This is a genomic window from Streptomyces sp. NPDC088794 (genome assembly GCF_044750545.1).
In the GTDB taxonomy this organism is placed as follows: domain Bacteria; phylum Actinomycetota; class Actinomycetes; order Streptomycetales; family Streptomycetaceae; genus Streptomyces.
The window spans coordinates 1-21,700 of sequence record NZ_JBIVKB010000032.1 but is presented as its reverse complement, the minus strand read 5'-3'; the positions used below and the strand labels follow the sequence as shown (position 1 = coordinate 21,700).

The 21,700-nt window shown below is 67.3% G+C and carries 17 protein-coding genes and 4 pseudogenes; 12 read left to right on the top strand and 9 right to left on the bottom strand.

The window, feature by feature from the left end; translation table 11 throughout:
- Positions 1-34: 34 nt before the first annotated feature.
- A pseudogene (locus tag ACIP6U_RS47440) lies at positions 35-264 on the top strand (ATP-binding protein); the annotation flags it as partial.
- Here ACIP6U_RS47440 and ACIP6U_RS47435 read toward each other — a convergent pair.
- Positions 213-779 (bottom strand): hypothetical protein, encoded by a 567-nt coding sequence (locus ACIP6U_RS47435; protein ID WP_401729624.1) that lies wholly within the window; start codon positions 777-779, stop codon positions 213-215. The pseudogene ACIP6U_RS47440 and the gene ACIP6U_RS47435 overlap by 52 nt on opposite strands.
- Positions 780-1,275: 496 nt before the next feature.
- On the opposite strand from ACIP6U_RS47435, the gene ACIP6U_RS47430 reads away from it, so the two are divergent.
- Genes ACIP6U_RS47430 through ACIP6U_RS47420 form a run of 3 tightly spaced genes read left to right on the top strand, consistent with a single transcriptional unit; the run spans position 1,276 to position 2,756 of the window.
- On the top strand, positions 1,276-1,500 hold the full coding sequence (locus ACIP6U_RS47430) for a hypothetical protein (protein ID WP_401729622.1): 225 nt from the start codon (positions 1,276-1,278) through the stop codon (positions 1,498-1,500).
- On the top strand, positions 1,493-2,059 hold the full coding sequence (locus ACIP6U_RS47425) for an RNA polymerase sigma factor (protein WP_401729620.1): 567 nt from the start codon (positions 1,493-1,495) through the stop codon (positions 2,057-2,059). Before ACIP6U_RS47430 ends, ACIP6U_RS47425 begins: the two co-directional genes overlap by 8 nt.
- On the top strand, positions 2,052-2,756 hold the full coding sequence (locus ACIP6U_RS47420) for a hypothetical protein (RefSeq protein WP_401729618.1): 705 nt from the start codon (positions 2,052-2,054) through the stop codon (positions 2,754-2,756). The genes ACIP6U_RS47425 and ACIP6U_RS47420 overlap by 8 nt, the downstream gene beginning before the upstream one ends.
- Before the next feature lie 358 nt (positions 2,757-3,114).
- Here the strand turns inward: ACIP6U_RS47420 and ACIP6U_RS47415 are convergent, their stop codons facing one another.
- Positions 3,115-3,492, bottom strand: a complete 378-nt coding sequence (locus tag ACIP6U_RS47415) for a hypothetical protein (RefSeq protein ID WP_401729616.1) — start codon at positions 3,490-3,492, stop codon at positions 3,115-3,117.
- On the opposite strand from ACIP6U_RS47415, the pseudogene ACIP6U_RS47410 reads away from it, so the two are divergent.
- Positions 3,488-3,565, top strand: a pseudogene (locus tag ACIP6U_RS47410) (HAD family hydrolase); the annotation flags it as partial. The gene ACIP6U_RS47415 and the pseudogene ACIP6U_RS47410 sit on opposite strands and share 5 nt — an antisense overlap.
- Positions 3,566-3,634: 69 nt before the next feature.
- Here the strand turns inward: ACIP6U_RS47410 and ACIP6U_RS47405 are convergent.
- Positions 3,635-5,923, bottom strand: a complete 2,289-nt coding sequence (locus ACIP6U_RS47405; protein WP_401729614.1) for a DUF262 domain-containing protein — start codon at positions 5,921-5,923, stop codon at positions 3,635-3,637.
- A gap of 590 nt (positions 5,924-6,513) precedes the next feature.
- Entirely contained in the window at positions 6,514-6,792 is a 279-nt protein-coding gene (locus ACIP6U_RS47400; protein ID WP_401729612.1) for a hypothetical protein, read from the bottom strand.
- Positions 6,793-6,912: 120 nt separating this feature from the next.
- On the opposite strand from ACIP6U_RS47400, the pseudogene ACIP6U_RS47395 reads away from it, so the two are divergent.
- The 4 genes and pseudogenes from ACIP6U_RS47395 to ACIP6U_RS47380 all read left to right on the top strand — a co-directional run.
- Positions 6,913-7,263, top strand: a pseudogene (locus tag ACIP6U_RS47395) (DinB family protein); the annotation flags it as partial.
- 269 nt (positions 7,264-7,532) lie between these two features.
- Positions 7,533-7,901, top strand: a complete 369-nt coding sequence (locus tag ACIP6U_RS47390; protein ID WP_401729610.1) for a VOC family protein — start codon at positions 7,533-7,535, stop codon at positions 7,899-7,901.
- Between the two features lie 3 nt (positions 7,902-7,904).
- Positions 7,905-8,855, top strand: a complete 951-nt coding sequence (locus ACIP6U_RS47385) for a DNA-3-methyladenine glycosylase family protein (RefSeq protein WP_401729608.1) — start codon at positions 7,905-7,907, stop codon at positions 8,853-8,855.
- A 65-nt stretch (positions 8,856-8,920) separates the two neighbouring features.
- Positions 8,921-9,172 (top strand): annotated as a pseudogene (locus ACIP6U_RS47380) (DUF664 domain-containing protein); the annotation flags it as partial.
- A 52-nt stretch (positions 9,173-9,224) separates the two neighbouring features.
- On the opposite strand, the gene istB reads toward ACIP6U_RS47380, so the two are convergent.
- The 4 genes from istB to ACIP6U_RS47360 form a co-directional block, all read right to left on the bottom strand.
- Positions 9,225-10,013 (bottom strand): IS21-like element helper ATPase IstB, encoded by a 789-nt coding sequence (gene istB, locus ACIP6U_RS47375; RefSeq protein ID WP_401729606.1) that lies wholly within the window; start codon positions 10,011-10,013, stop codon positions 9,225-9,227.
- Positions 10,010-11,665: an IS21 family transposase gene (istA, locus tag ACIP6U_RS47370; RefSeq protein WP_401729604.1), complete on the bottom strand. Its 1,656-nt coding sequence runs from the start codon at positions 11,663-11,665 to the stop codon at positions 10,010-10,012. The genes istB and istA overlap by 4 nt, the downstream gene beginning before the upstream one ends.
- Positions 11,666-11,794: 129 nt before the next feature.
- Positions 11,795-12,484: a hypothetical protein gene (locus ACIP6U_RS47365; RefSeq protein WP_401729602.1), complete on the bottom strand. Its 690-nt coding sequence runs from the start codon at positions 12,482-12,484 to the stop codon at positions 11,795-11,797.
- A gap of 181 nt (positions 12,485-12,665) precedes the next feature.
- Positions 12,666-13,232 carry an SPASM domain-containing protein gene (locus tag ACIP6U_RS47360; protein WP_401729600.1) on the bottom strand — a complete coding sequence of 189 codons (567 nt, stop codon included), beginning with the start codon at positions 13,230-13,232 and terminating at the stop codon, positions 12,666-12,668.
- A gap of 119 nt (positions 13,233-13,351) precedes the next feature.
- Between ACIP6U_RS47360 and ACIP6U_RS47355 the strand changes: the two genes are divergently transcribed.
- On the top strand, positions 13,352-15,373 hold the full coding sequence (locus ACIP6U_RS47355) for a hypothetical protein (protein ID WP_401729597.1): 2,022 nt from the start codon (positions 13,352-13,354) through the stop codon (positions 15,371-15,373).
- A 342-nt stretch (positions 15,374-15,715) separates the two neighbouring features.
- On the opposite strand, the gene ACIP6U_RS47350 is transcribed toward ACIP6U_RS47355, so the two are convergent.
- A complete protein-coding gene (locus ACIP6U_RS47350) occupies positions 15,716-18,073 on the bottom strand; it encodes a hypothetical protein (protein WP_401729595.1) in 2,358 nt (785 codons plus the stop codon).
- A 682-nt stretch (positions 18,074-18,755) separates the two neighbouring features.
- Here ACIP6U_RS47350 and ACIP6U_RS47345 point away from each other — a divergent pair.
- Positions 18,756-19,070: a hypothetical protein gene (locus ACIP6U_RS47345; protein WP_401729593.1), complete on the top strand. Its 315-nt coding sequence runs from the start codon at positions 18,756-18,758 to the stop codon at positions 19,068-19,070.
- Between the two features lie 36 nt (positions 19,071-19,106).
- Positions 19,107-21,224, top strand: coding sequence for a tetratricopeptide repeat protein (locus tag ACIP6U_RS47340; RefSeq protein ID WP_401729591.1), 2,118 nt, complete (start codon positions 19,107-19,109; stop codon positions 21,222-21,224).
- The last annotated feature ends 476 nt before the right edge of the window (positions 21,225-21,700 follow it).

The following is a 21,700-nucleotide window of genomic DNA, read 5'->3' as shown; positions in this document are numbered from 1 at the left end:
CCTCGACCACGGCCCTGCACCTCAAACGGCACCCTCCAACGAATCGTTTGAAGGTTGGACGAAAACCTTCACCGACCCCAGGCTTTGCGCGGCTATCGTCGACCGGCTCACGTCCGGCGGCAACTCATCGAGACCGGCACCGAGTCATACCGCCTCGCTCACACCAAGGCCCAACAGCAGCTCAAGAGGGGCCTGAAGCAGATCCGCCAGCGTCAACCGTTCGGCGCCGCGAACGTGTTCACCGCAGTCCGGAAGGTTCCCTGACCGGGCTGAGCGGGGTTGATCAGCACCACGAAGTCCGGCAGGGCTCCCGGAACAGGCCGTCCGTCCTTATCCTGGCTGCCGGCCTCAGCCTGCCAGTCGATCAAGTGGACGACTACGGCACAATGGCCCTCGGGAACAGGATGCTCGAGCACGCTATCCGAGACGTCCGCACTGACGTTTTCGATGCCACCCACGAGTGCGCGACCGCGGGAGACGAAAAGGTAAGGCTGAGAAGCGATCAGTTGATGGGCCGTCTCCCGCCCGGTCAACATGGCCGGCCCGGCCGCAGTGCCCGCACGGAGCAGAACACCGAACGCGCCGTCTCCGCCGACGTTGAGAGGAACAAGAGAACCCGCCCGGATATGGCCGACGATGTCCTCGTCCTCCAGGAGCTCGTCCTCCCAGGTGTCGTAATCGACGACGTCCTCGAACCGCTGCGGATCCCACAGGACGAGCATTCCGGCGTCCGTGGCCACCGTCGCCGAAACCTCCCGCAAGGGCTGCTGGGCAGTCACTCGCTCCTCCGGTCATCTCGCTCGCTGCATTCGAATCGACTGATTTTCCCAGCAAAGCGCCACGACGTACCTGGCGGGGCCGCGTCCGGCCAACAACCCGGCCACTTCAGACCGCCACTACCTCCGGATACGGGCGCCCGCCTGGGCCGCTTGTGACCGCCCGGACGCTGGTGAAGTCCCGCACAAGGCGCTCGTGAACGTATTGAGGCGCCCTCCGGACAGGCCGCTGACGGCACGATGACGGCCTGCGCCACGTGCGCTGGTGCCCGAGTGCTACGTGCCCCAGAAGAAGGGATCCCTGAGGTCGCCCTCCTTCACGTCCGGTCACGGGCGAAGGGCAAGCCCTTTGGCGGGGACGAACGATGTCCGCTCGACATCAGCGGCAGGACTATCTCTGAGGCGTACGTCACTGATGGCGAGGTCACAAAAGGCGGGGGTGCATGCACTACATAGTGTCGGCAGGTGAACGGGTCACCGCCGAGGGAGGCGGACAGCGATGGATCCGGTGCTCGGGGGAGGGCTGCTGATGCTGAGTGGCTGGTTGTATCGGTTGCTGCACGCATGGGTGGCCAGCCGTACCGAACTACGCAGGACCGAGATGCAGCAGCAAGGTCTGAACGAGCGCGTGCGGCTCCTGCCGCCCGGCAGCCGTCTTCTGGAACGGCCCGACAGCGTTGAGGTTGTGACGGGACCACAGCCAGCGGAGCTCCGCCGTGGCTGAGTCGGCCTCGCCCGTGGCGAGGAAGACGGTACAGCCACCTACACACACCGACGGGGCATCACCCGCGTTAACGACCAGCAGTCTTGAGGACCTCTACCGCGTCGAGATGCCACAGCTGACACGGTTCCTGATCCGTGTCGGCGCCACCCCCTACGAAGCTGCCGATGCCGCCCACGAGGCGTTCACCCTAGCCATCGAGAAATGGGACAGCATCCGGGAACCGCGGGCGTGGCTGCGCAAGGTCGCACACCGCTGCTATCTGCGTCAGACAGGCCAACGAGACACCCCGTACGACCCGTTACCCGATCGCCCAGGTGGGACCTGCCCCATCGCCCACGTGACCCTCAAAGAGGGAAATCAGCGGGTCTTGAACATGCTGGCCCAGCTTCCGCCGCTCCAGCGGCACGTCATGGCGTGGGCCCAGGACGGCTTCACCGACCGGGAGATCGCCCAAGCGCTTGATATGCGGGAAGCCGCCGTAAGGAAGAACCGGAACCGCGCCCGGTTTCGACTGCAGCAGACTCTCGTCGTTGAGGAGACAGGGGGCCGCCATGAGTGAACACACCATGCCCCGGGAGACAACGGTCCCCGAGGCTGACACCGTCCCGGGAGAGGACCGCCCCACGGCCGCCGATACACATCTGGATCAGCTCCTTGCGGCCGCCGACGAAGAACTGTCCCAGTGCCTAGACAACGCCCTCGATATCACGGGTGGTCTTCAGCAACTCGCTTCCCTCCCTGCCTGCCCCAAACCGCCGCGGCCAGCAGCCGGCCTGGACGAGGATGCCTTGCACCATTCGAACCTGCACGTCACGGGGCGGCCAGGCGAACGCACCCACATCGACGACAACCAGCAGCTACAGGACGTCCTCGATCTCCTGCTGCACACTAGCGACCAGTTCCACGACCTTGTGAACTTGACGGACGACGGCCCATCTTCTCTGGAGACCGCACGATCCAAGCTGACCCACGCTCAGCTGGTCATCTCGCGGCTCGTCACCACGGCACAAGGCAGGACGCTCACGAGGACGCAGAACACCGCGGCGTTCAACGACATCCACAACTGCGTCAACACGGCTTGGAGCACCCTCGCCCAGACACTGCAAAGCCCCGCAGCAGACCCCCACGCCGTACTCCTCGACGACGCCCTCGACACTCTCGACAGCGCCACGAAACGCCTCACCCAAGCACACCGCATCCTCGATCATCTCCTCGACCAGATCGGAGAAAACCTCGACCAGCCACTCCCCGCCTGAGCCGCTCCCGCCGAGATGATCAGCGTGCCGCCCGACCCACGGTCGGTCAGGTGTAGCGCCAGCGTCTGGTGGATGCCGCGCTGCAGGACGCCTCACCTGCTCGCGCCCGCATCTGCCGTTCCGGCTGGCACGCTTCCTCGACTGGGCCAGCGCCAACAGGCTGATGCGATACAGCGGCCCCACTTACCCGTTCCGCCATCGTGAACTGCAGCAGTGGCTGGCCGCCCGCCTCTCCCCCATCACCCGGCAAACAACCGCCTCGCGCCCCCACCCCCCGCCAAGCCCATGATGAACCCGATCCCCGCCACCAACCCGGCCCAGGGACTGCTGGCACAGGCCGCCACGATGAACGGGCACGTCAGGCGTCTGCCGCTTCCTTGCCGGCAGGACCGGCCGCCAGGGCGTCTGCCAACATACGGCGGATGAGCGCTGTCTGTGTGAGCGTCAGACGGGACGACACCGTCCGACGGTGATCGCGCAGCGATGCGTTCGCAGCGATGAGGAGCACGAAGGTGTCCGGGTCCGGCAGCGACAGCTTCATTCCCGGCACGGGGGAGCCGATGCGAGGCATGGTCAACGCCGATGGCGGGGCATAGGTCGCGTTGAACTGTTCCACCATCCCCGCGACGTGGGAGCGGATGTCCTTCGTCATCTCATGCAACGCGGCTTCCACCGGCGTTGCGTCGTGTGCAGGCTTGTCCTCGATCAGCGGGGTGAAGACGAAGGCGGAGTCCATCATCGCCAAGCTGGAAGGCGCCGATCCGGCGCGCGCCGCGTTCCTGGCCGTCTGGCACGACTCGCAGGAGACTCATGGGATCAATGCCGCGATGGTCGCGGACGGCAGTCGTGGGACGGCGTGCTACCGGATCTGCTACGGGTCACAGGGCGCCGGCCGCCGCCGCGCGGTCGCGCAGGGCTCGGAGGCTGATGCGCACGCCGTTGTCGTCTACGACGTGCCATTCGTTCATGCCCTGGCAGGTCTTGGTACCGCGGGCGACAGCGCCGGCTTCGTCGGCCCGCCCGTAGGGGGTGCCGCCGGTTGCGGTGAGGATGATGCCCCCGTTTTCGTCGATGGTGGCCCAGTGGTCGGTCAAACGGTAGGTGAGCACGATTCGTGTGCCGGCCTCAAGGACCTGCGCATCGATCATTTTGGCGACATCCGTGCGGCGCCGGCCTGCCGTTGGCCTACGCCGGGGAGCGGTCTGAGGGGTGCGCGCAGCCGGCTCGCCGTGGTCGTTGTGCACCGGGGGCAGGCTGACGGGCAGGCCCAGGCGCCGGGGGTTCCAGATGTACTCGAACAGGCTCAGGTACAGCTCCTGGCGGGTCTGGATGACCGTGGCCATGCTCTCTCGGGGCCCGAACGACCTGAGGGTCTTGTCGAGCTGGTGTGTCTTGATGAGATCGCGCAGGAGGGGGTTACGGCGGTCGTAGCCGGGAGCGATGATGCCCAGCAGGACGTTGCTGCGGGCGTAGAGGGCAGCTTTGTCGTGGAGCGGCAGGTCGTTGATGCTGGAGTTCTCGCGGCCCATCAGCAGGCCCAGGCCGCCCAGTTGGTTGCGCAGACTGCGAAAGACGACAGCGTCGGGAATCTCTTGCTTCACCCGGTGGTGGTGCTTGGCCCACAGGTGCTCGATGTGGAATTGGTCCCGGTCGAGGTAGGCGAGCACATCGTGGGGACGGCTGCACGCTTCCTCGACATAGGCGGTGGCGCGCGCCAGCAGGTAGCGGATCTGGTGGGAGTTGTTGCCCCGCAGCCCCAGGGTGACCGCGTCCCGGATCGAGCCTGCGTCGTGCAGCACCAGGTCTGCCAGGGCGGAGGCGACCTCGGGCACGGTGCGGCAGCCGCGCAGGAGCGGCACGAGGGTCGTATGGACCAGCGTGTCGGCGTCGGCCGACTGGACAGGCAGGTCCTGCAGGACCCGCAGGGCATACCAGCGGTCCAGGTAGTCGGCGACGAGGCGGCCTTTGTCCTTGGCGTGGGAGGGCTGGTCGCCGGGGCGGATGGCGGCGAGGACGGCGACGGCCTGGACGCCGAGGCCGTTGCGTTCGTTGAAAAGGACCGCTTCCAGGCGGTCGCCGTCTCTTTTGAGTGCACGGCCGGCTGCAAGGAAGGGCCGGTACAGCCTGGCCGACTTCAGCAGGTCCTGGACGAACCGCAGGAAGTTGTCGGGGTGTTCGGCAACCAGGCCCAGGTGGGCGGAGTTCTGGCGTACCCACACGTTGAGGTTGGTGGCGATCTGCCGGCGGTCGTCGCCGAAGCCCTCGCGTGCGCAGTGGGCCAGGAGGTAGGCCTTGATGAAGCGGGAGGCCGCCGAGGGGTCCTCCCGATCGGTGGTCAGTTCCCGCAGCATCTCCTGCCACTGGGAATTGAGCTGGTCCTCGCCCGATCCGACATGGGACAGCAAGTGGCTCTTGAGGAGGTCGACGGCGGTGAGGCGGGCGCCGCGGTCGTTCATCGTCTCGAACATGCGGTAGCCGTGATCGGCGCTGGCCGCCCGGATCCCGACCAGCACCACACGGTCCAGCAGCCACTCGGTGAACAGGTGGAGCTTCTCCGCGTCGAGTTCCTCCATGAGCTGGGATTCGATCTGCTGGCTGCGCGCCCACAGATTGCGGCGGGAAAGCGAGTCACCGGCGCCTGTCTCGTACTTGCGGCCCTCGCTGACCGCCCGCAAGACCGGGTCGTGATCGGTGATGCCCACCGAGAACCGATCGCCGTCGATCGTGATCACACGGTTCAGCCGGTCGACCACCCGGGGATAGCCGGCCTCCTGCGCTGAGAGCCGCAGCTGCAGAAACAGCAGATGCAGCGTGACGAACCGCTGCTGCCCGTCGACGAGGTAACGCTGCTTCTCCGATGGCTCGTAGTAGACGAAGGGCCCCAGAAAATACTGCGGAGCGGTCTGCGGACGGCGCAGAAAAGCCGCATTCCTCGACCAGGATCCGAACGCCTCGCACAAGTCCCGCAGCAGGATGCGAACCTCGTCCTCACCCCACGTGTAGTCACGCTGGTAGTAGTCGATCTCATAGGTCACATCACGGAACAGTTCCTTCAGGCTGAAACCCTGGGACCTGATCTCGTCTGGACCCATGCCACCACCCCCACCCGCCCGGCATCCCTCCCCCATGCTCCCAAGCACAACCGCCCCGGTACAGACGGCGTACACACCTGCACATGAAAGAAGGCCGCACGACACCCCCCCAACCCTCTACTCCGTCTGCGCGATCCGAGGCAGCCCCGCTCCGGCACACACGTGCTTAGCCGGAGCCCAGCCGCGTGGAGGCGCGTTGTAGAGCGTCTGACCGCCCGTTGCCCCCTCCCCTCGGGCAGCCCACAGCATCAGGAGGAACAGGCGACGCGCCCGGCACAAGGAAGAGCGAAGTACGGCCTGCGCTGGGCTAGGACCAGAAAAGCGGGGGTCAGTCAAAGCGCTGCGCTACGACTGAAGTGGACACCCGGACCCGGACATCTGCGTCAACCGGCCCGCGCGAGGGGCTGGTTGCGATGAGGTGTCCTTGCCCGGCACCGCAGGTACTGATGTGTTGGCCCCTCCCCCCAGACTGGCGGCTACCGGGAGTGGGCATCACCGTGGCAGCCGTCAGCGCCTCAGAGCTCCCTCCCGGCGCCGATGCAGCCAGGTTTCCGCACCCTCAACCCGGTGCCGTTCAGTCAGTGGGTCACGTCCGCTGGAGTGGAGCCCCCTCCTGCCCGGCTGCCGTGGCCAGGCGTGGCGGGGGCTCCTCTACCGGCGGCCGGTCAGTCGACTGTTACGGTCCACGACCCCCGGGAGAGGGTGAGCGTGCCGTCCGGGTCGATCAGTACGTGCGCCCCGTAGACCGGCAAGCCGCCCTCGCGGTTGAGGCGGTGGCGGATGCGTTCGAGTTCATCCCACAGACGACGCGGGCCGCCCTGGTGCACCGTGGGCGAGTCCAGGAACCCCTCTGCGCTCGCGCGGGCCCACGATCCCTCACGGTGCAGCATCCATACGGTGCGCGTGTCGCCGGCGGTGGCGGTGCGGTGGTCTGGCTGTGTCACTTTCAACGGGAGTCATTTCGAGGTGACTTGGGGAGTCGTTTCGCAGCTGCGGGCAAGATCAATGTCAGTGACTTTTGATGTCACTCCCGGCTGTCAGTGCCGGGTGGGAGACTGCCCGGCATGATCGAACCGAACCCGAAAGCGGACCTTCTCCGGTACTTGCAAGAGGCGCGTGACGCCCTGGTGTGGAAGCTCGATGGCCTATCGGAGTACGACATCCGCCGTCCGCTGACTCCCACGGGCACGAACCTGCTGGGACTGGTCAAGCATGTCGCCAGCGTGGAGCTGGGGTATTTCGGCGACACGTTCGGGCGGCCGTTCTTCGACGGGGAGCCGCCGGCCTGGTGGCATACCGAGGAGTCAGAGCTCAACTCGGATATGTGGGCCACTGCAGATGAATCACGGGAAGAGATCGTTGGGCTGTATCGCCAAGCGTGGGAGCACTCCAACAGCACGATCGCGACGCTGCCTGACAGCGGCCACCTGGATTTCCCCACGTACGGCCAGTTGGCTGGGTGACGTTCTGTAGTGGTGGCGCGAGGGAGCCCGGACCGAGAGGCGAGTGCAAGGCTCGGCGACCTCTGCGTCGGGCCCCCTTGAGTGTCGCCGGTCGGGGGGCGCCCTTGCCGGGCCTTCCGGGCCTGGAGTCTTGGGCCGAATGCGCGGGTGCGATCGCGGGCGATCCGGGGTGCCCATATTTTGCTCCCCGGGGGGGGTCCCAGAGATTCGAGGAGGACAGCATGACCGCCACCGTCGACGGCCCCGACTTCATCGCTCTCCAGGTCCGTGACCTGGAAGCCGCCGCTCTGTTCTGCGAGAAGCACCTCGGCCTGCGCCGCCTGCCCGTCGGCCCGCCCGGAGCCGTCGTGTTCGACACCAAGCCCTGCCAGATCGCCGTGCGCGAGCCGCTTCCCGGAACCGACCTGGACACCGGACGCCCCGGCCTCGGTGTCGCGATCTGGCTGACCACCACGGATGCCGCTGCCCTGCACGCACAGCTCACCGCGGCCGATGTCGAGGTCCTCACCCCCGTCATGGACAACCCGTTCGGACAGATGTTCACCTTCGTTGGCCCCGAGGGCTACGTCCTGACCGCCTACCAGGCCTGACCCATGTCCGCCGTCTCCCTCACCCCCAAGGGCCCCTACTCACTGACCGCGTCCACCCGGTTCCTGGAGGGCTTCACCCCAGCCGCCTACAACGACGCATCCGACGGGATCCTGCGCCTGGCCTTCCCCGCCGACGACCACCACACCGTCATTGGCTGCGCCTTGCGCTCGAACGAGGCGGCGGATCATCATCCGCCCACCGTCCACGCCGACATCACCCTCCACCCTGCACCCGGCCACCAAGCTCCCACCAACCAGGCCGCACGGGCGCAGATCGCCCGCATCCTCTCCCTGGACGTCGACGGCACCGACTTCCCCGCTGTCGGCCAGCGCGACCCCGTTGTCGCCGCCCTCCAGGCCCAGTACCCGGGCCTGCGCCCCGTCCTGTTCCACAGCCCCTACGAAGCCGCCGCGTGGACCATCATCGGCAACCGCATCCGCATGACCCAGGCCGCCGCCATCAAAGCCCGGATCGCCCACGACCACGGTAAAGCCGTCAACGTCGCCGGCCGACAGCTCCACGCTTTCCCCACGCCGGGCGTCCTGCGCACCCTCGACCACATCCCGGGCCTTACCGACGTCAAGGTCGAACGCCTCCACGCCATCGCCCAGGCGGCCCTCGACGGCCACCTCGATGCCGCAACCCTCCGCGCCCACGACACCCAACAGGCCCTGCACGACCTCCAGCAGCTCCCCGGCATCGGCCCCTTCTCCGCCGAACTCATCCTCGTCCGCGGCGTCGGACACCCCGATGTCTTCCCCGCCAACGAAGCCCGCCTGCACCAGGCAATCACCACCCAGTACCAGCTCGACCCGGTCACCGCCGCCGCCCCCCAGAAACTCGCCCGAATCGCCGACGTCTGGCGTCCCTACCGCAGCTGGATCGCCCTCCTCCTACGCACCCAAGCGGAACACGACCCGACAAGGCCTACTCACAGCAATCACCGTAAGTGACATTCGCGGCCACCTGACTCCCCATCATCTGGCCGCCTGCGGGGAATCCCACATGGCCACCGACACTGCCGCTTGACGCGGTCGGTCACGTCCCGTGGTGGCCGGAGGAACGCCGAGAGGTGACGCTGCACCACATCGTGGTGCGCGTGATCTCCGATACTCAGCGGCATGCTGGTCACGCCGATATCGTGCGAGAGCTCATCGACGGATCCGTCGGATGTCTGCAAGGCAAGGACAACTTACCGCCAGGGGATCAGGCGTGGTGGGAGGACTACCGGAGCCGACTGGAGCGCGTGGCGCGGGAAGTCGACGGCTGATCTCGCCATGCTGCCGACCCCGTTGGCTCCGGGGTCGGCCATGCGGTGCCGTTCAGCCGGCTGCGGTCTGCCCGGCCAGGGCTTTGGTGTGGGCGAGGCGGTAGGACTCGGTGCCGGTCTGGATGATGGCGCCGTTGAAGGTCAGGCGGTCGACGATGGCCGCGCAGAGCCGTGGGTCGGTGAAGGTCTTCGTCCAGCCACTGAAACTCTCGTTCGAAGCGATGGCGACGCTGTTCTTTTCCTCACGCTCCGTTAGAACCTGAAACAGCAGTTCAGCACCCCTGCGGTCAAGTTCCATATAGCCGAGTTCATCAATGCATAAAAGATCGACACGGCCGTAGCGGGCGATCGTCTTCGACAGCATCTTCTCGTCGGCGGCCTCGACCAGTTCGTTGACGAGCTTGGTGGCCAGCACGTAGCGGACGCGGAAGCCGTGCATCGCCGCCTCGGTGCCCAGGGCGATCAGGAGGTGGGACTTGCCGGTGCCGGAGTCTCCGATCAGGCAGAGCGGCTCGCCCTTCTTGACCCATTCGCAGGTGGCAAGGGTGTTGACGGTGGCCGGGTCGATGCTGGGGTTGGCCTCGAAGTCGAATGCCCGCAGGCTCTTGTCCCTGGGGAAGGAGGCGGCCTTGATCCGGCGTTCGGAGCGTCGGCGGGCCCGGTCGTCGCACTCGGTCATCAGCAGTTCGGCGAGGAAGGCCCGGTATGACATCTGGTCGCGGGCGGCGCCTTCGGCGAGGTCGGCGAACTGCTGGCGGATCGACGGCAGCCTGAGCATGCGGCATGCCTGGTCGATCGAGGCGGTGGCGGCTTCTTCGGTCAGTCCGCGCTTGCGTGTCATGATCCCTCTTTCTCGTCGGCCGTGCGGCCGTGCCGTTGCAGGAGCTGGTCGTAGTGGGCCACCGACGGCAGCGGCCGGTTGTCGGGCGGGAGATGGGACAGCTTCCAGTCGGACAGGAAGGTGACCGTGCCGCTGGTCTCCTCCTGCGGCTGGACGGGGCGGGCCGGGGTGGGCTTCACGGGCTCGGTGAAGGTCTCGCCCTCGGCGGATTTGCGGGCCTCCAGTGCGACCGCGTCCGCGGTCAGGGCGCCGGCCCGGTGGGCGGCGGCGAGTCCGGCGACGACGTGTTCGTGTTCCATGTGGCGGCCCAGCAGCAGCACCTCGATCAGGGCCCGGGTGCCGGCCGCCTCGCCGTGGGCGGCGCGGGCTGCGGTCCACCAGGCTTCGTGGACGGGGGTGAACTTCCCTGCGGCTTTGGCCTGTTCGAGGGCGGTCGCTCCAGGGAATGCGCCTGGCTTGCGCAGGAGTGCTTCCAGGTAGTGGTCCAGGACCAGGCGGGATTCGCCCCTGCCGCTGAGCCGTTCGTGGTGGGCAACCACGGCGCGGCCGTCGTAGACGACCAAGTCGTTGGCGTGCAGCAGCACCCGCAGCTGGCGGCCGATGAAGCGGACCGGCACCGAGCAGGAGTTGCAGCGGACGGTGACCTGGCCGAAGCGGTTGACCCGCGGAGTGAACCAGCGTCCGGTCTCGAACACCTCGCGGGGCAGTGGCCGCAGCAGCGGCTGTTCCTGGGCGAAGTGCTCCCCGATGGTGCGGGTCTTCGACCGCAGACGTCGGCCTTCGTCCTCCACGTCCCACTGGTCGACCATGGCGTTCAGCTCGGTCAGCGAGGCGACCTCGGGGACGGGGACGAAGTGGTTGCGGCGGTAGTAGCCGATCTGGCCCTCGACGCCGCCCTTCTCGTGGGCGCCCTCGATGCCGGGACGGCAGTAGAAGGCATCGACGCCCCAGTGCGAGCGGAACGCCGTCCAGCGGTCGTTCTCCACCCTGGCCCTGGACAGGCCCAGGACCCGTTCGACCGCGGCTCGCAGGTTGTCGTAGCGGATCCGGCCGCGGGGTATGCCGCCCAGCGCCCGGAACGCGTGCACGTGGCCTTCGAAGAACGCCTCCTGGCCACAGGAGGCGAACACACGGTGCACCGCCTTGCCGGAGTAGGACAGCCTCATCGAGAACAGATAGACCTTGGTCAACTTGCCCGCGAGCATGACGTGCACGTCGCCGAAGTCGACCTCGGCCTCCGCCCCCGGCAGATGCGTTTGCGGTACGAACATCGTGTCCGGGCCCACCCCGGCCTGCCTGCGTATCTCCTTGCGGCGGTCCTTCACATAGACCCGAACCATGGAATACGAGATGGCGTCGGCCCCATGGCCCTCGACCAGGCGGTCATAGATCCGCTGGGCGGTGTGCCGCTGCTTCGGCGGAGCATCCAGGTCAGCCAGCAGCATTCCGTCGATCAACGGCTTGTACGGGTCGAGCCGGGACTCCTTGCGCCGCTGCCTCTTCCGCGGCTCGGGCCACTGGCCGTCCAGGGCGCGCCGGACCGTCCTCCAAGTCACATTGTGCGTGCGCTGAAGCGCCCGCAGCGACAAGCCCAACCGGTGATCGCGGCGGATCCCCGCGTACAACTCGACCTTCGACTGCGAGTTACCCATGAGGCCCCCCAGCGGCAAAAGCACACCTCACGCTCCCACCGCAAGCCCTCACGTGGCGTCAAAACAAACTGACATCGCGAACTCGGTCAGAAGGTGACTCCCACAGTCACATCGAAACGGCTCCGGTAGTCACCTACATAGCCAGTGGTCGATGCCGGGCACGGCGAGGGCGAGCATCGACATCACCTCCCACGAGTCCGGTACGTACAGCAGCGGGTACCGGCTGGTGGTGACGTCCTCTCCCTCGGCGTCCTTGGCTTTCTCCCACAGTTCGTCCGTGTGCCGGTCGTAGTCGTCGCCGTGCCGAGTGCGCATGAACCCGGCCGGGTCGGGGGCGATACGGCCAGTGGCGCCCCCGTCCTCGGTCTTGTCGGCGGTGACGATCAGCCCCGTCCCGGCAAGGGTGGTCACCAGCCGTCCGCCGGGCCGCAACGCGGTCAGCCACGATACGGGGACGGGCCGCACAGACACGGTGGACACGATCCGGTCGTACTCCCCCGGCAGGGAGCCGGTGATGTCGACGACGGCCGTACGCGGGTGCAGCCCGATGGAGTCGAGCCGCCCGCGGGCCGTCGTGACCAGGTAGGGGTCGATGTCCACGCTCGTCACCCGTTCGTCGCCCAGGCGCCGGCACAACAGGGCGGTGCCGTAGCCGGTGCCGGTCGTCACCAGTACCCGGGAGTCGTCATCGATCATCGCGTGCCGGTACATGGTCACCACCAGGCCCGGCAGGGTGGACGACGACGTGGGGCTGCCGCTCCCGGCGGTGGCGCCGAGCTCGGCCCGGTCGGCGTGCACCGGGCCGATACGGGTCACCATGCCCCGGGGTCGGCCGGGCCGTCGTGCAACTCCCACGCCTGAGCGCCGTGCTCCCACCAGCGGGGCACGAACACATGCCGTGGCGTGAGGGCAAGCGGCCCGTACCAGCGTGATTCGGGCCTGACCACGTCCGACGCCAGGCGCCGCGCGTGCGTCTGCCAATCCATAGCGGTGCCTCCGTCTAGTCGTAGGAGGGTTCACAGGCCGGAGTCTCGGCCGGGGAACAGTCCTCGCCGTCCTGATCAGGGTTGCAGGCCGTGACCATGCCGGGCGAGGGCATGCACGAATCCTCGTCCGGTGTGCAGCCGGCGCGGTTCCGGCGCGGGATGCTCGCAGCGATCTGCACCCACCGCTGGCCGCCCAGCACAGCAGCGAGCCCGGCCGCCTTCACGTTCCCGGCGGGCAGGAACCGGCCCAGCACGCACGGAGCGACCGTGCCGTCCGGCAGGATCGCCGCCTTCCCGTCCGCGCACCCTCCGCACAGCTGTGCCGTGGACGGGATCGCCGCCGTGCGCGCCGCGTTGCCCACCTCGCGCACCCGGTCGATGTGGACCCGGTCCACCCCAAGAGCCCGCATCTCGGCGCGCGCCTGCTCGACACGCTGTCCCTCGCGCAGGTGGATGATGCCGACCTTCAGGCGGATGCCGCGCTCGAGGGCCATGGCGATGTTGGCCCGGGTCCAGACGTGGCTTCCGATGCGGCCGGTGATCTCGTCGTGTTCGTCCGCGTCGTCGGAGTCGACAGCCACACGTCTGAAGACGGACAGCGACCTGCGCCGTGAGCAACGCCAGTGTCCGGTTGGCTGACGCCAGCTCACGAAGGAGATCGAACCGCGCCACTGATCCGGTTCGGCAGTAGGGTGCAGCAGTGCGCCATACCGAGCCCATGCTCCTGCATGCCTTCGACACATCACAGTTGACTGAGGCTCAATGCGGCTTGCTGGGACGGGTATTGCAAGCCCTTGATCCCAAGGCACTGGCAGGGGAACACGCCTCAGCCTCGAACAGTGCCCTGCTGGCACTGACCAGGGCACGTGCCGGTCTCGCGGGCAACGCTGCGGACGGCCAGCCGCAACCCGACCTGCTGCAGCGCGTGATCCAGTCGGCTCTAGCCTGTCTGAGACAGGCCGAGGGGGCATTCCAGCACGGCGGCGGGCACACCCTGTTCCAGCAGGCTGAGACGCTGCTGACGGCTGCCGATGCAGACCTGACCACTCGTCTTCTGGCCAACCGGCGCCCTTTTCCGCCTCTGCCCTCGGCCGGACAGCTGGCGGCAGGGCTCGACGCTCTTTTCCCTTCCCTGGTCACGGCAGTACAGGACTGGGTCGTGCGGCTGTGGGCGCAACCGCCGGCCGATCCCATGCTGCAGGACACGATGTATGGCGAACTGGCAGTGCTGCTCGCCCTGCAGGGACGTGACGAGGAACGTCTGGCCATCGACCTGCGGTCGTTGCTCACACGAGGCTCCGTGCGTGTCCAGCAGATCATGGACGTGCTCTGGCCGGCTCCCCAGCGACGAGTCCTCACGCTCCTTGTCCAGGGAGCCAGGAAGCTGATGAACTTGGAAGATCTGCTTCCAGGCAGTCGCCAATGGGGGTTTGTCGACCATCAGCCCGTCGGGGACAGCGGCGCACCGCAGACGGTGACGGACTTCGCACACTGGGTGGGACCGCTACGCAGCCACGCGCTGATCGTCCAGTTCCCTGTCACCGCAGCCGACATCCTCAGCGCCGTCGTCCTGGGGCGCCGCGAGCTCAGCCAGGCCCTCGACCAGTACGCGGCAGGAGAGCGTCTGGTCGAGTTGCGCATCGCGGAGCCCTGGATGATCCGCACCGCGAACGGCAAGTCCCAACGGGGAACTTCCACCACACCGACGGCCAAGCAGGTCCACCCGCTCACGAAGCATCAGCCACATGAGCTGCTGCCCGCCATGCGCGCGGTGAGCCTCGCGCGCCGCGTCGACGCCCCGATGACAAGCGCCGCTCTGTGCTGGAGCGCCCTGGAGTCCACGGGACTCAAACCCAAACAGGCGGGCCTTCTAGCGAAGGCCTGCGCGCTGCAGACTCTCCGCCAGCAGATCATCTCCCTGCATCCCCTGCTGGTCATGGGCGCCCGGGCGCGCCTCAGCCAGCATCAGATCAAAGTCGAGGCGGCCCGTGGGCAACTGAAACTGCATGAGCACGCCGTCCGCGACAGCAGTGAGTCCGTATCTCCGTCGGCCCTGGCTGCTGCTGAAAAACATCGGCAACTGGCCACGCAGGCCGCAGCGGTACTAGCCCGGGAGGAGGCTGCCCGCCTGGCAGCCAAGGAGAACGTGAAGGCCTGGGAAGACGCCCTGCGCCAGCATGTCCCCACTCCGCCACAGCAGGAGGCCTACCTCCTCGACATCGGCTGTTGGCTGCAGATACTGACACCACCCCGCGCCAACGACTCTGCCCAGCTGCGCGCGGCCCGGGACGCTGTCGATTCACTCAGTGCGTTCACCGGCGGTCACAGTGCTACGCGGCTGAATCTGTGGCGAATGCGCCTGGCCGATCCCTCCGCGTTCGCTCAGTACGTGCAGCATCAGCAGGAGGTCTACGAAGCGACCCTCCACTGGCTCTACGTCACACGGAACCTGGCATTCCACCGCGGACAGTTCGCCGGTCCCGCAGACGTGACGTCCGCTCATGCCGGCCGAGCCCTGGTCGACATGACCCTGGAGTTCCTCGGCAACTGGCGCGTGCTGGAACACGCCGCCGGCGGTGCCCCCCTCCCGGCAACCGACGTCTACGAAGCATTGGCAACCCGATACGACAAGCTGATTAGCCAGCTCACCGCATCAGGGGCAACCAGCCACCGGCTACGCGTCGATCACATCACCGGCCCCGACGAAACCTGGTGGATCTGAACACGGCAGCGATGCAGCGAGGTCCAAGCGCCGCACTTGCGATACGAGGAGCGGCTGCCGCAAACGGGCTGGCCCATCAGGGCTCCCCCGACAGAGCCCCGTTGGTCCACGCCACCACCACAGCGTTGGGCCACGGTGTCCCTGATCGCGGGCACAACGGTGAGTCCCGTATCTCGACCGGAGGAACGCCGTCGGCAGTGGTCTGCGCAGCCTCGGCCTTCTGTGCCTTTCACTCCCCCGGCCGGCAAGCACGGCTCGTATCCCCTGAACAGTTCCGATTCGGGCGTGAACCTGACGGCAGTCCTGCTTCACCGTGGAGTTGGGATGACCTTGATTGATACTTCAGCTGCGGACCGGGCTGAGAAACTCAATGGCTGGCGTGGAGGAACCCACGGCGGTGATCAGATAGATGTCCGGGGCGTACTTGCCTGCCGTACGCAGACCGTGCAGTTCGCGTCTGGCCACCGTTATGGTGGCGGTGTTCCATGCCGGAGCAGCGGTGGCGAGGATGAGCCGGTTGGCAGCGATTGCCTTACAGCCATCGATGAGTTTGCACAGCTCCTTCTTGATGTCACGGTGACCGTCGCCCAGGGCGGAGGTCTTCTTCGCTTCGCCCAGCCAGATCTCGTCGGCGTTGGCCAGGGCGAAGTCGATCTCAACGAACGGCTTGCCGTCGCGCAGGACCTCGAACTCCGCTCCCACCAAAGGGTGCGTGCCTCTTGCTTGTTGGCGCAGGTAGCGTGTGGCCAGGAGGGGTACATCAGCGTTGTTGTCGATGAGTTCGGCAACGGCGGGGTGCAGTTCGTAGAGCCACTCAGGTTCGTCGGTATCGGTCTTCCAACGTGCTTGGACGAGTTCGTTGTCGGCGCCGCATCGGCGGCAGCGGTAGCGCTGTGCAACTTCCTCCAGTGGATAGAACTCGAAGGCTGGGCACTCCTGACAGCTCAGGGCCAGCCCTCTGCGCAGGACCCCTTGCGCGGTCCACACGTCGACCTGGTCACGCCGCTGCGATGCGCCCCATTCCGACACTGCGGGTGTGGCAGCCAGTGCGCGGAAGGACATCACTACCGAGGTCTTCAAGGCCCACCAGGCGTCCTCGGGCTGGCTTGGGTCCTGCTGCCCGGGCAGGAACGTCTTCAGCAGGTCCCAGCCCGGGCCGTGGGCAAGATCCTCGAGAGCCGTGCGGGAGCCGAGAAGGCGTTGAGCCACCGCAGTCCGTTTGCCCGCGGGGCTGGACTGCACAGGGCATGGTGCGGCTGCCATCGCCAGGACGGCCGACAGGCTCGGCCATCGCAACCGCGGTGAGGCCAAAGTGCCCGCCAGAGAGGCGCCTTTGGGTACGAAGTCGAAGCGGTGCGAGGAGTAGGTGATACCCCCGTCCGCGGCCCGCACGAAGGTCTCCCAGAAGTTGCTGCGCCTCGCGTACAACGCGTCGCCGGTCAGGACACGGTGCGGCGGCAGTGGGTGATCTGTAGCCATCAGCAGGACCTGCCACTTGTCCCGGGCGGCATCCAGCCCCGGCGGGATCTCTGCGGGAAGACCCAAAGCGGCCTCCAGCGAGCCGTCCGCAAGGACCGTAGCTGGCAGCGAACGCGGGAGATCCCATGCCTGGTCGTGGACGTAGAGACTCTGTCCACTGGTACGCAGCCCGTTCACCGGCACGCATTCGAATGCCTTGTCGTCCACTTCCCTACCGTCGACGAAAGCACGCGGCCTTCGGTCCCACATCGTGCGCATCCGTGCCTTGACGTCCTCCAAGGACATCGAAGCACTGGTGACCCGGACCAGGCCTGTCCCTCTCCAGCGCGGGAAACGACCGGTGATCGTCATCGCGTTCGGGTCCGGCCACGGCAGCCACATGCACGGGCCGTGGACCCGACTGGCCAACTGCGCCAACGCGAAATCCTCCGGCCTGTCCCCCAGCACCACAACAGGCTCAGCCTGAAAGCGGTCACGCTCCAGTCTCGTGCACCTGGCCGCCCCCGGGTCAAGCATGGCGAGCGTGTCCTGCGGCGACGAGGGATACAGCCAGTCCAGCACGGCGGTGTCAGCCCGCTCGGCGACACCCGCTTGCCAGCCTGCCTCATCCGGGACGCGGGAATCGGTGGCCTCCGCTTCGAGGTCCACGCCTACACGCGCCGAGTAGGCCAAGGCGCTCGGCGACGACACAAGCGAGAGCGGCACTCCCAGGACCGGCCGGGTGGCTACATCAGTCAACGCGCTCAGCCCCACCTTCGTGGGGTCGTCGAACAGATGCGTCTCCTGCGTCGTCTCCCGGACGGCGTTAACGCCCAAACGTTCTCGCAGACTGGCTGCAGCCTGTTCCGCGTCCGGCACCACGCCGTGGTTCCACGGCTCCGCGCGCACAAACGCTTCGGCTTGGCGTCTGGCTTCACCTTCCACATCGCCAACCACACGGTCCACTGCACCCGGACGGATCGCATCGACGGTGGCGCCGGACGGCGCATACGCAAGCACATGGTCGGGCTGCATCCGTCGCATCACATCTGCCAGAACAGGATGATCAACCACCGAGGCAGGAACGACCGCCCCGGCGCAGCCGCCCCAGACCTGGCTCAGCGCGCCCAGACCCGCCGCTGCCCAGCGCACCCACTCCGCCTCGACGGACGGCACTACCACCAATAGTCGCGGCGGCCGCGCGAACGCCCGCAACGCCACGAACCGAAACTCGTCAGCCACTCCCCCACCCTGACAAACGGGCCGCTCCCAGGCAGCCGAAATACCCCACGCGCCTACACCCTCCCCACATCCCGCCCTCCGCACTCCCAACACCAACGCTGGCTCGACCACTACTACCGGCAGCCCCCAAAACCTGAACAACCAACACTCATAGTGAGCACATCTCAGAAATCCGCAGGCCGCGACATCAGGCGACGCAGCCCGCCCATGCTGCTAGTGAGTAACTTGCAATGCATTCCGCTCCCGAAGTGAGCAACGCACAGGCAACCCTCGAAAGACTGCTCTCACTTTCAGGACGCCGCGACAACGGGCGGGTGGAACTGGACGACCATGCCGGTGATGAGACCGGTGGCACATAAAGATCATCCGTACTCCAGGAAACGGCACGCCAGCATGAGTGGTGCCGTACGGAAGCGCAGCGATGCTCGACGGTCCCGCACGGGCTGTCGTGGGCCGGGGATCTTGAGTGACAGGACGTCACCATGCGCTGGCCGTTCCGGTCCCGGGCCGCCGTCGTGCCGTGAGGACATCCAGTTGGTCGGGGCACACGGGAACTGCCGTGATCGCATGAACCGTCCCTACTTCGTGCGTGCCGGTTGGCTGGTGCTGGACAGCGGCGACGCTGTGAGAGGAGAGACAGAGCATGTCGGGTGGGCGGAGAGCCGCGGTGACGGTTGCTGCCGTGTTGGTGATCGTTTCGACCCCGGTTTTCTGGCTGTTCGACGGGCCGGATACGGGGCAGTTGGTGGGGGCCTCGGTGCAGGCCGCCACGGGTGTGGGCGCTTTGGTGTGGGCCTGGATCCAGCCAGCCGTCGAGGCACGGGACAGCGCCGTGCGCACGGGGCGGGCCGAGGCGAGCGGGGGCGGGAGGGCCCATACCGGCATTCGCCGCCGTGGTGCCGGCGGCAGCGGAGCGGCTCGTGTTGAGCAGAGCGGGGAAGCGGTCGCCCGCGGGCAGGGAAGCAATGCCGGCACCGGCATCGACTACACCGGCTAAGGCTGCCGTGGCCGCGGGTGGACGGCGGGAGGGCCGATGAAACGGTTTTGGAAGGGGCGTTCGTCGGCTGCCCGGGAGGGCACGAGCACAGCAGTGCCGTCTGTCAGTGTCAGTGAGAGCGGTGATGCCACTGCCGTGGATGGTGGCGATGCGCTGAGCGGCTACCGGAGTTCGGGGCGTCAGGCCTCGGCGGGTGGCGGGGCCGTGCGGGTGGAACGGTCGGGTGACGCGGTCGCCTTGGGCGCCCATGCGGTGGCCATCAGCGGCCATGTCAGCCAGGTGCTGCTGGCCGCTCCGCCACCGAGCAGGCCGTTGGACTGGCCGATCCGGTTGGGTTCGGTGCCGGTGCTGGCGTCCGCGTTCCAGTCGCGGTCTGCCGTGCGGGATCGGATCGATCGTGCCAGGGACGGCCATGCCACGGTGGTACTGGCCCAGGTTCTGTCCGGCGGCGGGGGCGTGGGCAAGACCCAACTCGCCGCCGCCTACACCCATCAGGCATTGGTGGACGGCGTCGACCTGGTGGTGTGGGTCGACGCCAGTGACATCGAGCAGGTCATCGCCCGCTATGCGCACGCCGCACACGCTGTGGAGGCGGCTTCCGATCGTCTCCTCGGCAAGAGTGCCGAGTCCGACGCCGGACTGTTCCTTCAGTGGCTGGCGACCACCCGGCGCTCATGGCTGATCGTTCTCGACGACCTCACCGACCCGGAAGCGATGCAGGGGTGGTGGCCGCCATCCTCCGTGTTCGGGTGCGGCCGCGTCGTGGCAACGACCCGCCGCCATGACGCAATGCTGTCCGGCGGCGGCCGGGCCGTGGTGGACATCGACACCTACAGCGCCGAGGAAGCCGAGGCCTATCTGCACGAGCGGCTCAGCTCGGCCCATGCGAATCATCTCCTGGACGCACAGGCCGCCGTACTGACCGAGACGTTGGGCTTCCTGCCGCTGGCGCTGTCGCACGCCGCCGCCTTCATGGTCAACGAGGACGTTGCATGTGCGGAGTATCTGCACCGCTTCAACGACAGTGCCGCGCGCCTGGACGATCTGTTGCCGCGCGCGGCGGACACCGAGGGATACGGACGGCAGGTGGCCGCGGCTCTCCTGCTCTCGTTGGATGTCGCGCAGGCAAGCGAGCCCGTCGGCCTGGCCGTTCCGGTCATGCGTCTGGCCGCGGTCCTGGACCCGGCCGGCCATCCCCGTTCCCTGTGGGACAGCGACGCGGCCATCCGCTACCTCAGCACCCAGCGCACCACGCCCACGGACGGTGCTCCCACGGCAATCGGTCCCGCCCAGGCCCGGGCAGCACTGCGGCTCCTGCACCGCTATAGCCTGCTCACCGATCACGCGCAGGCCGGCTCCCGGGCCGTGCGGCTGCATGCCCTGACGGCACGCGCCGTGCGCGAGTGCACCCCTGATGCCGCAGTACCAGAGGTGGTGAAGACCGCTGCTGATGCGTTGACGGAACTGTGCGACGAGGTCCCTTGGAGTGATCATGAGACGAGGGCCGCGCTGCTGACCAATATCGACAGCCTCGACGGATGCTCAGGGGATCTGCTGTGGCAGGTCGACGGCCACTACATCCTGCGCTGGGCCGGGCGCAACATGAAAGGTGCGGCGGTCCCCTACTGGCGGCGGCTAGCGGGCACCAGCGAACGGAAGTTGGGCCGGGCTCATCCCTCGACGCTCATTGCCCGACGTGAGCTCGCCCTGGTCTGCATCTACGGTCCTCTTCGCAAGGAGGCTTTCGCCGTGCTGCAAGAGGACTTCCCCTACCAGGACAACCGGCTGGTTCTTGAAGGGTCACGGCGCGCTGCAGGTAGCCCAGAGGCTGTGAGTGCCGTTGGGTTGCTGAAGGACACCGTCAGCGTTCGTCAACGGCTGTTGGGCTGGGCGCACCCGGCGGCCCTCACAGGCCAGACCAACCTCGCCCTCCTGCACTGGTCTCAAGGCGACAGATCGGCCGCCATCAGCGTGCTGGAGCGTTCCCTCGCCGGCTACCGGGCGACCTTCGGCCTCCACCATCCGTACACAATCTCGGTGAACAACCGGCTACGCAGCTGGCGAGAGCAACACAAGCGGCGCTGGTGGAGACCCACACGTGGCCCGTCCGCGCCGATCGGGTCGGCGGGGGCTGGCGGCGACGTGACGCGGTGAGAAGGCTCGGGCCGTGATCACGGCTGGGTGCGGCTTTTGCGCGGCGGGTGGCACACCGGGCAGCGTTTGCCGGTGCCGCCGCGGCGGGATCGCTGATCGGGCGTGCGTCCCAGCGTCCCGGACAGCCAGGCTTCGAACAGGCCCACCGGCACATTTTGGCGGAGCTCGGCCTCAGCTCCTTCGCGGTCAGGTTCGGCTCGCCGATCACTTCGACAAGCTCGCCAACGGTGGCAGGGTGCACATCCTGCAGGGATTTGCCGGGCTTGGGGCACACTCTGACGGCAACGGTGCGTCGGCGAGCGCATCGCGGGCATCCGCTCGACTGGCCCGTGCGGCGGTTCAGCGAGGCGGGGTACTCAAATCGGCACTGCGGTTCGGGACGGTTGCGTCCTGAGAAGTGGTGTACGGGTTCGACCTGATCCGGGGGTTTGCTCCGGCATCCGGATCGTGCCCGCATAGATGAACGGCCACCGGCT